The following is a 13717-nucleotide window of genomic DNA, read 5'->3' as shown; positions in this document are numbered from 1 at the left end:
ATATTTTATCTGAACAAAAGTATAAATAGGTTTTCGGAAAAAATAGAATGAAATTAACATTATTATTTCTTCAGAAGAGTTTTGTATTGCAAAGGAGTAATCCCCGTATATTCTCTGAATGATCTGATAAAATGACTTTGATCTGCAAAACCACATTCCAGGGCCACTTCAGCCAGAGATGGATAAGTGTTGAGAAGCGTCAGAGATTTATTGATCTTCAGTTTTTTGATGTATACCCCTAAAGTACAGTGAAAATGTTTCTGAAAATCCCTGCTTAAATGAACAGGATGAATATCTAATGTCTTTGAAAGTTCCGTCAGGCTCAGTTTTTCTGTACAATTTTCGTGAAGTATTTCATCAATCTTACTGACCCAGGTTGGTTTTCTGTCAAAATTTCCTCCCTTCTCTGTCAGCTGATTGAATAGGTTAAGCAGAAGCTCGTGAACAGACAGTTCAAAAGAAGGATCATTCACTTTTGTCTCCCTGAAAATCCTGTACATTAATAATTTTATAGCAGGATTTTTCAGATTAAAGCTTCCTTCAATGGAGTCTTTGGGAACCCCAAACTGTTCAAACCATTCTTCGGTAAGTTCAAGATGAAAACCTCTCGTAAAAATATCCGGTTTGATATTGTAATGAGCATCTTCCCAATGATGGTAAAGCAGCGTTCCTGCAGGACAGTCATAGGTTTCCTTTCTGTTTCCTTCCGTCATATTTCCCTGCAGCAGAAAAGTGAAATAAGCATTTTCATGATAATGCCAGTCGACGTAGGGATGCGTGTATTCCGTATCCGTAATGGTCAATCCATCGAAACGCAGGGTTTCATTGGTCTGTCCGAAAAATTCACCATTATGGAGGGTATTCATATTATAGCTTTTGTTTTAAATTTTCAATTTGCTCGAACATTTTATTGAAAAATATCTTTCTGTCGCGGTTTCCGGATGTGTTCAGCGATTTTGAATTTTTAATCTGGTGTTCAAAATAATTCCGTGTTTCACCACAGGTTTTTTCGTCATTAATCAAAATATAGCCAAACATATTGATCGGTATGGCAAAAAGCGACTGTTGCGGATGATGGAAAAAAATGTCATTGGACAGATGCATCAGTTCATTTTCATACAAATGAAATTTTGGATTGCTTTCCGTTTTCTTCTCAATATATTCTATAAGTTCTCTGAGTTCTTTCAGGATAATTTCAGCTTCATTTTTCTGTAAAAGTCCGGTTTCGTAGTAGAATAAAATCTGCTGTAAAATACTGGAAATGGTCCTGTCATTCCACAATTCTACAACATTTTGTGCTTCGTATCTTTTCTTCAGCTCCTGCGTATTGGATTCAAAATAAGGCGGTGAAAACTGCATAAAAGGAATGAAAACCTGTTTTGCATTAAGCAGATTCATCCAGACATAAATCTTAAAACGGGAAAGCAATGTGTCCGAAAGCGTGTAGAAAAAAGGAATATCCTTGGCAGAATAATAAACAGTCATCTCATCAGACAGTGGTAAATTTTCAAAAACGCTCAGATTATTCTGAAAAAAAGACTTTAGATCTTCTGTTTTGTCCACACCCGAAGTTTTCTGAACCACAAGCTGTTGATCTGAAGTGATAAATTGATTGAGAGAAATCTGATAATACTTTGCCAGCTCCAGAGCTTCTTCAAAGCTGAACTTTGCTTTCAGAGACGTTCTTCTGTGGGATGCATCATAGCTTATATTGAGAATATTGGCGATCTCGTCATTTAAAGATTTGTCCCCAATTTTCTTTCGTATTTCCTTAAGTAAAAGTTCCTGATGCATGTTTTTGTGATTTTCACAAATGTACTTCTTTATTTTAATTTTTTTTCGCATTCGGAATTGTGATTTTCACAGATACTTTTGATGTATCATTTTAAAACAGTGAGTTATGAAAATAAAATTGTTAATGATGATCGGTCTCTTTGCGGGAAGTGTCATCAGTGCTCAGGATAGTTTGCAGGTTGAAAGAATAAAATCAAAAGTAATTACATTCACTCCGAAAGCTCAAGTGGAAAATACCAATGGAATTAATCTTGGTGTAGTGGATGATTATCAATCCCAAACAATCAACGGGCTTAATCTGCAGGGGAATCCATTTTCTTTGATTTATCCTTTGCTGCCTCATGCCATTAAAGTTCCTACCGATGAGCAGGCAACAGTTTCTATCAACGGCCTTCATATTTCTACAGGAGGCGTTACCAATGCTAAAAAACTGAATGGAATCGGAATCTCAATGTATCATGTTGCCCAGACCACTAATGGGTTTACAGTAAACGGATTTAATAATAATTCTGGTAAGCTGAATGGGCTGCATATTTCCTTTATCAATAATTCGGCAGGTACCGGCAAAGGACTTTTAATCTCTTTTAGCAACACAGCTGATCAATTTGGAGGAGTTCAATTGGGACTTTATAACCATACAGGAACAATGAAAGGTATTCAGGCCGGAGCTGTGAATGTGAGTAAAGATCATAAAGGTATGCAAATAGGCCTGGTAAATAAAACAGACAGGAATAAAGGTCTTCAGATCGGTTTTTGGAATAAGAATGCCAAAAGAACGCTGCCATTTATCAACTTTTAGCCTATGAAAACGATTCTTTTTTGTTTGGCATGCTGTATAAATATAACAGCCCAAACCGGAGAAATTAATGATCACCGGAAAAGATCACTGATCGAGACTGGGAGCTATCTGAATTTTTCTGCTGAAAAAGTAAAGCAGAGTCCTGGATTTTACATTGGATATTGGTATCGCTATCCGGTAGATGAAACGAAAACTCACCTGGAAATAGGAGGTAACTTCAATTATAGTAATAGTTTGTATGATTTTGATTACGGTAAAAAAGGACTGTTTTACAGGGTGCGTTCTCAGGAATTTATAGTGAATTTGGGTGCTAGGTTGGTCAAAAGTTATCCTGTGAGAAATAATAGAATAGAATGGGTAAGTGAACTCAGTTTTCACAATTTATTCTTTGACGGCAAAGGAATACCATCTGATGAGGCTGAGCAAAACGATAATCAAAATACAATTCATATTGACACCAAATTGGAAAGTGTTGCGTCATTAAAAATTGGACAGGGAATAAGGTTCTGGAGAAAGAATATAGGATTGGGCATTCAGGCTTCATACATGCCCTATCAACTCTGGTACAGAAATACAGTTCCTAAAGATTTTAATTCTTTCTCCGTAGAAACAGGAATATACTTTAAGTTTTAGATGAAATAATTGATTTAAAAAAACAAAAAATTATGAAAAAATTACCATATCTGCTGATCGCAACCAGATTTATCTTGGCTCCGGTGATTCTGTTATTAGCTTATTTCAAAGGAACAGAAGCAGGATCTTTAATTTTAGGATTGATGTATTTTGGCTTATTGACGGATATTTTCGATGGAATCATTGCCCGGAAGGTGGGCGTTTCCTCGGAAAAATTAAGAAGACTGGACAGTCAGACCGATTTGATTTTCTGGCTGTCCTTAGGGTTTGCATCTTATTTTCTGAATCCTGATCTGATTAAAAATGAATGGCAGGGAATTCTTTTAATCTTAGTCATGGAAGCACTTTGCTACGTCGTCAGTATCTGGAAATTCGGAAAAGAGACCTGTACGCATGCATTTCTGTCAAAAATGTGGGGTCTGAGTCTGCTGATTGCCTTTACCTATCTGATCGGGTTTCAGCAAACGGGCTGGGCATTTTATCTCACGGTTGTACTGGGATTTGCCTCTCATATTGATGTGATTTTAATTGTCTTATTGCTTCCTAAATGGCAGTACGACGTACCGAGTTCCTATCATGCATGGAAGATACGGAATGGAAAAGAGCTGAAGAAAACCGTATTCTTTAATTAGAAAGTGAATGTAAAGAAAGGAAGTGGGAAGTTTAACGAGTAACGCTGTCACTCGTTTTCAGTGACTTTTTGTATCCCTATAGACTCTTCCGATTATATCCTAAAGTATTTGAATGCCAATTGGGCTAAATAAACCAAATGTGGTTATTTAAATGATAAATTAAAATTTAAACTTAATAAAATGAAAAAACTTATTGTACCGTTAATTTGCTTGTTGGCCGCAGTGTTGAATCTTCTCCTATTGAAGTTTAGTTTCATAACTTGGTTTGTACTGGCACCAATTGTTTTATTTTTTATTTTCCATACATTGATCATTAATGCAATGCATAGTTTGGCTATTAGGATCTGCTATGGTTTGGCTTTTATGATACTGCTGATCTTTCCACTCTTACTTCCTATTATCTTTTATTTTAATATAGGTGGTATAGCAGAAGATGGCCAATCTGCATTGGCGTTTGTCTTTTTACCTATTTATGCTTGCATGTTGGGTGTGCTTCCTTGCTTGGTAGCACTGATATTAAAAAAGAGAAATAGGAAAAAGAATCTTCAGGCAGGGATGTTGTAATATGCATGTGTAGCTGCAAAACATTATATTGATAGATTTAATAAATATTTATCGTTGTATCATCGCCTGGATAATATCCATAGCATAATTTTAGATTCAATATTTTAATAAATGATTTTTTAAAAATACAGCGTAATCATCAAGTTGCGCTGTTTTTTTGTAACTTTGCAGACGTTAATTTTTATACGAAAATTTATAATCAACAAATGAAAAAGCAGACGATTAAAGAAATCCTACAGGATTACAAGAAAGTATTACATCATGACATTACAGTTTACGGATGGGTAAGATCATTCCGTGCCAATCGCTTTATTGCCCTTAATGATGGATCTACGATTAATAATTTGCAGATAGTTGTTGATTTTGAAAATTTTGATGAAGAGATCCTAAAGAAGATCAGTACAGCTTCTTCCCTGAAAGTAATCGGAGAAGTGGTGGAAAGCCAGGGAGCGGGACAGGCAGTAGAAATTATTGCTAAAAAGATCATCATTTTAGGAGATAACTTCACAGAAGAACTTCAGAACACGATTCTTCAGCCTAAAAAACACAGCTTGGAGAAACTTCGTGAGCAGGCACACTTAAGATTCAGAACCAATGTATTTGGAGCTGTTTTCAGAGTACGTCACGCGGTGAGTTTTGCCGTGCATTCATTCTTTAACCAAAACCAGTTTTTCTATATCAACACACCGGTGATTACAGGTGCAGATGCAGAAGGAGCAGGTGAAATGTTCGGTGTCACCAACTTTGACCTGAACAATATGCCAAGAACGGAAGAAGGTGAAATTGATTTTGCACAGGATTTCTTCGGTAAAAAGACCAACCTTACGGTTTCAGGGCAGCTTGAAGGAGAAACGGCAGCGATGGGATTAGGTAGAATTTATACATTCGGACCTACTTTCCGTGCAGAAAATTCAAATACGACAAGACACCTTGCAGAGTTCTGGATGATAGAGCCGGAAGTGGCATTCAACAACCTTGAAGACAACATCGACCTTGCGGAAGATTTCTTAAAATATGTGATCCAGTACGTTCTTGACAACTGTAAAGATGATCTTGAATTCCTGAACACCCGTTTTGAAGAAGAACAGAAAGGAAAACCGGAAAAAGACAGAGCTAAAGAAGGTCTTATCGAAAAACTTCAAAACGTTATCGCTAAACGCTTCAAACGTGTTAGCTATACGGAAGCTATTGAGATCTTACTGAACTCTAAAGAGAATAAAAAAGGAAAATTCCAGTATCCGGTGGAGAACTGGGGTGCGGATCTTCAGTCTGAGCATGAAAGATACCTGGTTGAAAAGCATTTTGAATGCCCGGTAGTATTGTTCGACTATCCGAAAGAAATCAAAGCGTTCTACATGAAACTGAACGATGACAATAAGACCGTTGCAGCAATGGACGTTCTTTTCCCGGGAATCGGGGAGATCATCGGAGGTTCTGAGCGAGAAGCGCGATTAGACGTATTAAAACAGAAAATGGAAGATATGCACGTAGATGCAGAAGAGCTTTGGTGGTACCTTGATACCCGAAAGTTTGGTTCTGTGCCGCATGCAGGCTTCGGATTAGGGTTGGAAAGACTGGTTCTTTTCGTTACGGGAATGACCAATATCAGAGACGTGATTCCTTTCCCTAGAACACCGAAAAGCGCTGAATTCTAGATCAATAAAAAAAGCCTTAATGTAAAAATTAAGGCTTTTTTATTTTCTAATAGTTTATTATATTAATAAGTGTAATGCAAAAATCATGCTAAATGTGTTTTTTGTCGAATTAATTTATTAAATTCGTAGAATATGTTATGTTAAAACACAAAGACTAATATGCTTAAACAACACTTACAACTCAAGTTAGGACAGAAGCTGGCACCTCAGCAGATCCAGCTGATGAAGCTTATCCAGCTTCACACCCTGGAATTTGAAGAGGAGCTGGAACGGGAGCTAGAAGAGAATCCTGCTTTGGAAATTGTAAAGGAAGATCCAAAAGAAGATGAATTCTCTTCTCTTGAAGATGCTTATCAGGATGAAGGAACAGCCAGCATTGAAACAGATTTTGACGTCAACGAGTATATCTACGATGACGAGCCCAACTATAAAACTGCATCCAGTAACTATTCTCCGGACGATGAAGAGTTCGATAACGAAAGCCTTCTGACGGAAGGACAGTCGTTATATGACTATCTCTTGGAACAGATTCACCTGGTGAACATCAGTGATGAGGATGAGAAGATTGCGGAATATGTGATCGGAAACCTTGACACGGACGGTTATCTGAGAAGAGAAATCAAAGCGATCGTAGATGATCTTGCTTTCTCACAGGGAATTTATACCACAAAGGAAAAAGTGGAAGACATTCTGGAAAATTATATCCAGAAGCTGGATCCACCTGGAGTGGGAGCCAGAGGTCTTCAGGAATGCCTGTTGCTTCAGATCGAAAAGAAAGTAAGTTCCGATAAAGCAGTTTCCCTCGCAGCCAATATCTTAAGACATCAGTTCGATGCCCTTACCAATAAGCATTACAACAAGATCATCCAGAAGTACGATATCGAAGAAGAAGATCTTAAAGATGCCCTTGATGAGATCTCAAAACTGTCTCCGAAAGTAGGAGGAAACTTTGATACACAGACCATCACCATCAACCAGGAAATTATTCCGGATTTTGTGATCCAGGTAAAAGATGGAGTGGTAATCCCAATGCTGAACAGCAAAAATGCTCCGACCTTAAGAGTTTCTGAAGAATATAAGGACATTCTGACCACGTATTCCCACGATAAAAACTCTTCAGAGCACAAACAGGCGGCATTGTTTATCAAACAGAAATTAGATGCTGCGAAATGGTATATTGATGCTATTAACCAGCGTCAGAATACCCTGTTGCAAACCATTACAGCAATCGTGAAATTCCAGAAGGATTATTTTATCACAGGTGATGAAAAATCTCTGAGACCTATGATTCTGAAAGATGTTGCAGATATCACGGGATTTGATATTTCTACGATTTCAAGAGTGGTAAAAAGTAAATATGCCGATACATCCAACGGAATCGTTTATCTGAAAGACCTTTTCTCGGACAGTCTTACCAACGATGATGGTGAAGAAGTTTCTACCAAAGAAATTAAAACCCATCTTCAGGAAGTGATCGGGAAAGAGAACAAAAGAAAACCGCTTACCGATGATGCATTGGTAGTGATCCTTAAAGAACAGGGTTACAATATCGCCAGGAGAACAATCGCTAAATACCGTGAACAGCTGAATATTCCGGTAGCAAGATTAAGAAAAGAACTTTAAGAAGTTATGCATAAAAGTAAAAGCCCGGTATATCCGGGCTTTTCTATTTTGAATATAAAATTTGTCTAGATTATTAGTGAGTATTAACAATTTATCTAAAAATAAATTCAGTCTGATTTGCTCAATCTGCGAGAATTTTTTTTTAACGCAAAGTCTTATTATAACATTGAATATTTCAAGTGAGCGAAGAGAGATCAATTTCATTGATCTGAATAAGCAGTCGTTTTATCTGTGAGCTTCATCAGTGACAAAGTTGAATTCTTTGCCTTCCTCAAAGTCAATATCATTTTATTTAAAAACTTTGCGTCAGAAACAAAAAAACTACGAACGCTGTTTCAATTGATCCAGTTCCAGCTCTTTGATAGAAATCTCACGCATTTCCACTTTTCGTATTTTTCCGGAGATCGTCATCGGGAATTCATCCACAAATTTCCAGTATTTAGGAACTTTATAATGAGCAATTCTGCCTTTGCAGTAGTCGAGAAGTTCAGTTTCCGTTACGTCAAAACCTTTTCTCACCTTTACCCAGGCCATCACTTCTTCACCATACTTTTCACTCGGAATTCCTATGATTTGTACATCCAGTATATTCGGATAGGTGTATAAAAAGTCTTCAATTTCTTTGGGTGAGATATTTTCACCACCGCGAATGATCAGGTCTTTCATCCTTCCGGAGATGGTGATATAGCCGTTATCATCCATTACCGCCATATCGCCGGTGTGCATCCATCTGGCATCGTCCAGTACTTTTTTGGTGTTTTCAGGGTCATTCCAGTATTTCAGCATCACAGAATAACCTCTGGTGCAAAGTTCGCCATGTTCGCCACGTTCCAGGGTCTTTCCGTTTTCGTCAATGATTTTAATCTCAAGATGATCCTGAACGGTTCCTACCGTACTTACCTGCTTTTCTAAGGGCGTTCCGATCAAAGTCTGGGTAGAAACAGGAGAGGTTTCCGTCATTCCGTAGCAGATACTCATTTCTTTAATATTCATCAGGTTTTCCACCTTTTTCATGATCTCAGGAGGGCAAACTGAACCTGCCATAACCCCGGTCCTTAAATTTGAGAAATCATAGGTTTCAAAATCTTTAACCGCCAGTTCGGCGATAAACATCGTTGGAACTCCGTATAAAGAAGTACATTTTTCATCAGAAACAGTTTTTAACGTAATATCCGGATCAAAACTGTCATTCGGGATCACCATACAGGCACCGTGAGCCGTACAGCATATATTCCCGATGACCATTCCGAAACAGTGATAAAACGGTACCGGAATACAAACCCGGTCGTTTTGTGAGTACTTTAAGCGTACACCGATGAAATATCCGTTATTTAAAATATTGTGGTGGGAAAGGGTAACGCCTTTTGGAAAGCCTGTCGTTCCTGAAGTGTATTGAATATTCACAGGATCGTCGAACTGTACATGTTCTTCAAAGCTGTGGAGTGTGTCATCTGAAATATCCTGTCCGTTGTTCAGGAAATCTTCCCAGTTGTCATCAAAGAAAATTTCATGTTCCAGGCTGGGGCAGACTTCTTTGGCGTATTCTACCATTTCTTTGTAGTTGCTTGTTTTAAAGCTTAAAGAAGAAAATATAGAACGGATTCCCGATTGATTGATGACGTAAGTGAGTTCATGAGTTCTGTAAGCAGGATTGATATTTACCAGTATGGTTCCGATCCGGGCGGTTGCATATTGAAGCAGTACCCATTCATAGCGGTTAGAAGACCAGATTCCAATTCGGTCTCCTGCTTTGGCCCCTAAAAAAATTAAGGCTTTTGCAACAGCAGTGGTCTGATTATAAAATTCCTGGTATGTGGCCCTGTAATCCTGATGAACACAGACTAAGGCTTCCTGATTGGGGTATTTTTCAACAGTCTTTTTAAGATTTCCTCCGATGGTTTGTCCCAGTAATGGAATCGAAGAAGCTCCATAGACGTAAGATAATGGCATAGTTTAAGATTTGGTGGAATAAAATTAATGAAAAATCTTGAACTGATGCCTGTTTGCACTAATTTTCCTGAGAATCTATGTCTTTAAGCTGTTTTAAATTTCTATCCAGTTTTCTGATGATGATTCCGTAGACAAGTCTGTAGTAAAACCAGATCAGAAGCACACAAAGGACCGTACTTACAATGATCCCGATAATAACGATGATCAGGTTGGAGTTGGAAGGCTGTACATTCTGAGAATTTAATACATAAAAAATAAATGCGGTAAACACGAACATAAAGGCAACCAGCAGTGCAATGCTGATCAGGATAAAGGCATTGACTGTCTTTTTGAATTTAATAATTCTTATGATGAGCCCTTTAAGGTTTTCCTCAATCTTTATTTTGCGGTAATTCTGATAAAATTTCAGGACAAAATAAGCCGTGATCAGTAAGCTTATAATTTTGATGGCTAAATACGCATGGTCAAAATTAGTTTCTATCTCAGGAGCTTCCTGTGCGCCCAGTTTTTCTAATATTTTGCGGAAACTGTCCGATTCTTCATCCTGAAAGAAATAAAATAGTCCCAAAACAGAAAAGAATAAAAATTCCAACACGCTGATCCAGAAAATATATTTCACATAATTGCGTGACTTTCTGTTCAGCATCTGAAGGATCTCAGTGCTGTCGTATTTCGGTTGAACAGGCTGCTCTTGCCATGTTTTCTTAAAGCTGTCTAAATCAAAATCAGGCATATTTTTCCATCTGTTCTTTAAGGGTTTTCTTTAATCTGTTCATTTTCACGCGCGCATTGACCTCGGTGATCCCAAGGTTTTCTGCAATATCCTTATAAGGCAGGTCGTCAAGATACATCATTACAATTGCCCGTTCTACATTGGGAAGGGTTTTGATCACAGTATACAGAAGAGAAATCTGCTGCTGCTTATCGTCATCATCTTCCACAAAATCTCTGTGGTTGATATCCAATTCGTTGGTAGGGAGGCTTTTGCTTTTTTTTCTGAAAAGAGTAATGGCTGTATTAAGGGCTACACGGTACATCCACGTAGAAATTTTAGAGTTCCCTTTAAAAGAATCGTAGCTTCTCCACAGCTGCAGTACGATCTCCTGAAACAGGTCCTCTTCATCTTCGAGAGAATTGGTATACAGACGCGAAACTTTGATAATCAGGCCCTGATTATCTTTGATAAGCTGCGCAAATTCTTTTTCTCTGGAAGTCATAGATATATAATGGCACGAAGATAATAATAATGCGGTGATTTGTTGATATGATGATGCGTTAATTTGTTGATATGGCGATTTGATGATTTGCTGATGATGGGGTAATGTCAGAATTGGGTTTAATAGATTTTGGGAATTGTTGAAATGATATTGTTTTTTTAGGTTTTGGCTAAAGCCAAATTGCTTGCTTTCTTTTTTTAATGGGCTAAAGCCCATGCCTATTGAATATTACATTCTCCTAATCAATCCATATATTCCCCATCATCGTATTAACACATCATTATATCAACGCATCAACAAATCATCACATCACTAAATCACCAAATAATGCGTATCTTTGCAACCGCGAGAAAATCGGCTTGTTGATTCCTGTTTCGGCAGGGGTAGGAAAGTCCGGACACCATAGAGCAGCAAAGCGGATAACATCCGTCACCCGTGAGGGTAGGACAAGTGCAACAGAAAGCAGGTACAGTTCGGCTGTAGTGAAACCAGGTAAACTCTTTGCGGTGCAATGATAAGTATATCGGTTCTTTTCAGCAATGGAAATTAGGGGCGGCTCGTCCTGAAAGCCGAGGGGTAATCAGCTCAAGTTTTGCAGCAATGTAAGACGCAGATAAATAACAGGCGCTTCTTCGGAAGAACAAAATCCGGCTTACAGATCTTCTCGCGATTTTATACAGGCTACACAATTGTTTATAAAAAAGAAAGCGGAGAAAGTTCTCCGCTTTTTTTATGGATAGATACTGAAATAAGTAATCTTCCCTGTAGATGTTGTAATGGTAAACCACTCGGCTTCTATACCGCTGTTGGCTCCTATCTGATATGCATTGGCGGTGACCCCTGCATTAATGGCAATATTCGGATCTCCCACAAGGTAGGAGTCTATCGTATTTCCAGCACTGTCCTTCAGGAAGAAGTGAAATGAAGCCCACTCGTTGATAGAAGACATCGTAGAGGTGATGTAGTTATGGTTGTACGGATACGATGTGTTATTTGCGGTGTTGCTTGGATCCGTAATATTCCATACATTCATATTCATTGGGAAAGCGGCTAAACCCGTAGTGTTGAATGATGCATAGGAGGAAGAAATTCCTGCCGGCATTGTATACGTACCATAAGGTCCGTTGGGTGATGCATACATATAGCAAACCAGTCCCGGCGTAGGGCTGCAGGTCATCAGTCTTCCGACCGCATCATAAATATTGTAGTTATTAAATACAAATGTTGAAGTCTGTGCGGAGGAAAGTATCGATGTTAAACCCAATAATAAAGCTGCTGTTTTTTTCATGGCCGTAATTATTTATCAGATTTAATGTTCTTACGTATTTCATCGCTTTTCTGCATATAAATCTGGGTAGCCCAAACGATGATCTGGCTCATATCGCCACCTGTTTTTCTTGTCAGTTCAGCTTCTGTAACGCCTGTGGAAATAATCAGTTCTTTTGATGCCGGAACCAAAAGTGCTTTTCTTCTGTCACTTAGTTCAGAGGTATTTCTTTTTTTCTCCTCTTCCGTAGGTCTGTTTTGTGGATCTCCCAGACTTTTAAAAGCTTTGTCGAACTTTTCCATCTGTGGCGTTTTCATACTTTCTACGGTATTCACGGCGCTGCCTTCATTATTACAAGATATTAAGGCTAAAGTGGCAAAAGCTGCTGATATAAAAAGTTTTTTCATAATGAATTAGGATGTAGGTTAGATTTTTTGTGACTAATAAATTTGTAAATACGAATAAGTGACGTTTGCTACGGTAATGTTGAACCATTCAATGTCTCCGTAGGATGTGGAAGTATATCCCGGAGCACCCGTGCAGGGATCAGGAGATTCCCCGATTTGTCCGCTAAAACCCGGCTCCGGAGTGGATGTACCTGCATAGTACATCTGAAACTGGGAAGATGCCCATTTTACATTTTCTGAAATAACACCGCCCGGTGCTATGCTTGGATGATTCCATGATCTTACCGAAGAATTAGTGGCAGTGGTCTGCAATGTCCAGTTAGTGGTAGGATACAGTGAACTTGTAAACTGGTCTCTGAAATTTTTATAAGCCAGTTCTTTACCGTTACCCTGATGCGAATCTGCCGGAACAACGATGGACGTCGGAGTATTGGATGTTACATAAGGATAGCAGCTGCCTGCGAAATTATGAGCCCCTATTTTTCCCTGAAAATCAAAGGTAGTAGAGTAGTTATTGACGATCATGATACTGTGCTGTGCATAAGCAGATGACAGTAATGATAGGGTGAGAATAGTGAATATTTTTTTCATGATTTTATAATTAATTTAAATCCTCGATATCCTGTATTAAAACAGTTGTAAATAGGTTATCGTTCCTATAGTAAAGATTTCAGCACTGTTGTTTCCCGATGGAGTATCGTAATAACTATACGCGGTAGGGTTGCAGGGATTGGCCAGATTTAAATTGGCCCGAAAGTCCGGTGAGGATGTAGTTGTTCCGGGTTCCGTCATATCAAATTTAGTGGCAAACCATCGGGTTGTGGTTGAAATAGTACCGCTGGTTGCAAGGTTGGGATTATTCCAGGCCATGATGGAAGAATTGGTGGGACTTAATGTGACAGCCCAGTTGGCGGTAGGATATAAAGAAGACATGAACTGACCGTTGTAATCTTTATAGATCAGTTCCATATTGTTACCCATATGAGAATCTGCAGGGACTACGATCTCGCCATCATTTCCTACCCGGGGATAGCATCCGGCTGTAGATCCGGCCGCCATAATAAATCCATGAAAATCATATTGAGAATAATTATTAATGATGATCGTACCCTGTGAGTAGGCCAAAGAAGCGGCTGCTGTTCCTATGATAGCTAAAATCTTTTTCATAATTCAATC

Annotated in this window: 15 protein-coding genes and 1 other RNA gene; 7 read left to right on the top strand and 9 right to left on the bottom strand. The window is 38.4% G+C overall.

Annotation, left to right across the window (positions count from 1 at the left end; translation table 11 throughout):
- Positions 1-62: 62 nt before the first annotated feature.
- Positions 63-866, bottom strand: a complete 804-nt coding sequence (locus BM143_RS05940) for a helix-turn-helix domain-containing protein (protein ID WP_090023655.1) — start codon at positions 864-866, stop codon at positions 63-65.
- A gap of 1 nt (position 867) precedes the next feature.
- Positions 868-1794, bottom strand: coding sequence for a transcriptional regulator (locus tag BM143_RS05935; protein WP_090023654.1), 927 nt, complete (start codon positions 1792-1794; stop codon positions 868-870).
- Positions 1795-1900: 106 nt separating this feature from the next.
- On the opposite strand from BM143_RS05935, the gene BM143_RS05930 reads away from it, so the two are divergent.
- From BM143_RS05930 to rpoN, 6 genes are all read left to right on the top strand, one after another.
- The gene (locus BM143_RS05930) at positions 1901-2593 is read left to right on the top strand and encodes an LA_2272 family surface repeat-containing protein (RefSeq protein ID WP_139221997.1); all 693 of its coding nucleotides are present in this window, start codon (positions 1901-1903) and stop codon (positions 2591-2593) included.
- A 3-nt stretch (positions 2594-2596) separates the two neighbouring features.
- On the top strand, positions 2597-3226 hold the full coding sequence (locus BM143_RS05925) for a hypothetical protein (RefSeq protein ID WP_090023652.1): 630 nt from the start codon (positions 2597-2599) through the stop codon (positions 3224-3226).
- A gap of 32 nt (positions 3227-3258) precedes the next feature.
- The gene (locus tag BM143_RS05920; RefSeq protein WP_090023651.1) at positions 3259-3858 is read left to right on the top strand and encodes a CDP-alcohol phosphatidyltransferase family protein; all 600 of its coding nucleotides are present in this window, start codon (positions 3259-3261) and stop codon (positions 3856-3858) included.
- A gap of 180 nt (positions 3859-4038) precedes the next feature.
- A complete protein-coding gene (locus tag BM143_RS05915) occupies positions 4039-4422 on the top strand; it encodes a hypothetical protein (RefSeq protein ID WP_047450000.1) in 384 nt (127 codons plus the stop codon).
- A 206-nt stretch (positions 4423-4628) separates the two neighbouring features.
- Positions 4629-6077 (top strand): asparagine--tRNA ligase, encoded by a 1449-nt coding sequence (asnS, locus tag BM143_RS05910; protein ID WP_073175781.1) that lies wholly within the window; start codon positions 4629-4631, stop codon positions 6075-6077.
- A gap of 159 nt (positions 6078-6236) precedes the next feature.
- Entirely contained in the window at positions 6237-7700 is a 1464-nt protein-coding gene (gene rpoN, locus BM143_RS05905; RefSeq protein WP_034729391.1) for an RNA polymerase factor sigma-54, read from the top strand.
- Between the two features lie 321 nt (positions 7701-8021).
- Here rpoN and BM143_RS05900 read toward each other — a convergent pair whose 3' ends face one another.
- The 3 genes from BM143_RS05900 to BM143_RS05890 are packed head-to-tail and all read right to left on the bottom strand — an operon-like array spanning position 8022 to position 10867.
- Entirely contained in the window at positions 8022-9650 is a 1629-nt protein-coding gene (locus BM143_RS05900) for an AMP-binding protein (protein WP_090023650.1), read from the bottom strand.
- 58 nt (positions 9651-9708) lie between these two features.
- Positions 9709-10383, bottom strand: coding sequence for a beta-carotene 15,15'-monooxygenase (locus BM143_RS05895; RefSeq protein ID WP_090023649.1), 675 nt, complete (start codon positions 10381-10383; stop codon positions 9709-9711).
- A complete protein-coding gene (locus tag BM143_RS05890) occupies positions 10376-10867 on the bottom strand; it encodes an RNA polymerase sigma factor (protein WP_034729370.1) in 492 nt (163 codons plus the stop codon). Before BM143_RS05890 ends, BM143_RS05895 begins: the two co-directional genes overlap by 8 nt.
- Before the next feature lie 346 nt (positions 10868-11213).
- Here BM143_RS05890 and rnpB point away from each other — a divergent pair.
- Positions 11214-11538: RNase P RNA component class A (gene rnpB, locus BM143_RS05885), an RNA gene on the top strand.
- A gap of 59 nt (positions 11539-11597) precedes the next feature.
- Here the strand turns inward: rnpB and BM143_RS05880 are convergent.
- The 4 genes from BM143_RS05880 to BM143_RS05865 are packed head-to-tail and all read right to left on the bottom strand — an operon-like array spanning position 11598 to position 13708.
- Positions 11598-12155, bottom strand: coding sequence for a hypothetical protein (locus BM143_RS05880; RefSeq protein ID WP_090023648.1), 558 nt, complete (start codon positions 12153-12155; stop codon positions 11598-11600).
- 8 nt (positions 12156-12163) lie between these two features.
- Complete coding sequence (locus BM143_RS05875; protein WP_090023647.1) at positions 12164-12541, bottom strand: hypothetical protein; 378 nt, start codon at positions 12539-12541, stop codon at positions 12164-12166.
- Between the two features lie 33 nt (positions 12542-12574).
- Positions 12575-13132: a hypothetical protein gene (locus BM143_RS05870; protein ID WP_090023646.1), complete on the bottom strand. Its 558-nt coding sequence runs from the start codon at positions 13130-13132 to the stop codon at positions 12575-12577.
- A gap of 36 nt (positions 13133-13168) precedes the next feature.
- Positions 13169-13708 (bottom strand): hypothetical protein, encoded by a 540-nt coding sequence (locus BM143_RS05865; RefSeq protein ID WP_047449975.1) that lies wholly within the window; start codon positions 13706-13708, stop codon positions 13169-13171.
- Positions 13709-13717 lie beyond the last annotated feature (9 nt).

The sequence above is a fragment of the Chryseobacterium oleae genome (assembly GCF_900115055.1).
In the GTDB taxonomy this organism is placed as follows: Bacteria; Bacteroidota; Bacteroidia; order Flavobacteriales; family Weeksellaceae; genus Chryseobacterium; species Chryseobacterium oleae.
Note: the sequence above shows the minus strand (reverse complement) of the source record. Positions and strands in the feature narration are given on the sequence as shown.

Excerpts from the sequence above, each read along its gene's own strand:
- BM143_RS05940 (WP_090023655.1), bottom strand. The coding sequence starts at position 866 with ATGAATACCCTCCATAATGGTGAATTTTTCGGACAGACCAATGAAACC.
- BM143_RS05935 (WP_090023654.1), bottom strand. The coding sequence starts at position 1,794 with ATGCATCAGGAACTTTTACTTAAGGAAATACGAAAGAAAATTGGGGAC.
- BM143_RS05930 (WP_139221997.1), top strand. The coding sequence starts at position 1,901 with ATGAAAATAAAATTGTTAATGATGATCGGTCTCTTTGCGGGAAGTGTC.
- BM143_RS05925 (WP_090023652.1), top strand. The coding sequence starts at position 2,597 with ATGAAAACGATTCTTTTTTGTTTGGCATGCTGTATAAATATAACAGCC.
- BM143_RS05920 (WP_090023651.1), top strand. The coding sequence starts at position 3,259 with ATGAAAAAATTACCATATCTGCTGATCGCAACCAGATTTATCTTGGCT.
- BM143_RS05915 (WP_047450000.1), top strand. The coding sequence starts at position 4,039 with ATGAAAAAACTTATTGTACCGTTAATTTGCTTGTTGGCCGCAGTGTTG.
- asnS (WP_073175781.1), top strand. The coding sequence starts at position 4,629 with ATGAAAAAGCAGACGATTAAAGAAATCCTACAGGATTACAAGAAAGTA.
- rpoN (WP_034729391.1), top strand. The coding sequence starts at position 6,237 with ATGCTTAAACAACACTTACAACTCAAGTTAGGACAGAAGCTGGCACCT.
- BM143_RS05900 (WP_090023650.1), bottom strand. The coding sequence starts at position 9,650 with ATGCCATTATCTTACGTCTATGGAGCTTCTTCGATTCCATTACTGGGA.
- BM143_RS05895 (WP_090023649.1), bottom strand. The coding sequence starts at position 10,383 with ATGCCTGATTTTGATTTAGACAGCTTTAAGAAAACATGGCAAGAGCAG.
- BM143_RS05890 (WP_034729370.1), bottom strand. The coding sequence starts at position 10,867 with ATGACTTCCAGAGAAAAAGAATTTGCGCAGCTTATCAAAGATAATCAG.
- BM143_RS05880 (WP_090023648.1), bottom strand. The coding sequence starts at position 12,155 with ATGAAAAAAACAGCAGCTTTATTATTGGGTTTAACATCGATACTTTCC.
- BM143_RS05875 (WP_090023647.1), bottom strand. The coding sequence starts at position 12,541 with ATGAAAAAACTTTTTATATCAGCAGCTTTTGCCACTTTAGCCTTAATA.
- BM143_RS05870 (WP_090023646.1), bottom strand. The coding sequence starts at position 13,132 with ATGAAAAAAATATTCACTATTCTCACCCTATCATTACTGTCATCTGCT.
- BM143_RS05865 (WP_047449975.1), bottom strand. The coding sequence starts at position 13,708 with ATGAAAAAGATTTTAGCTATCATAGGAACAGCAGCCGCTTCTTTGGCC.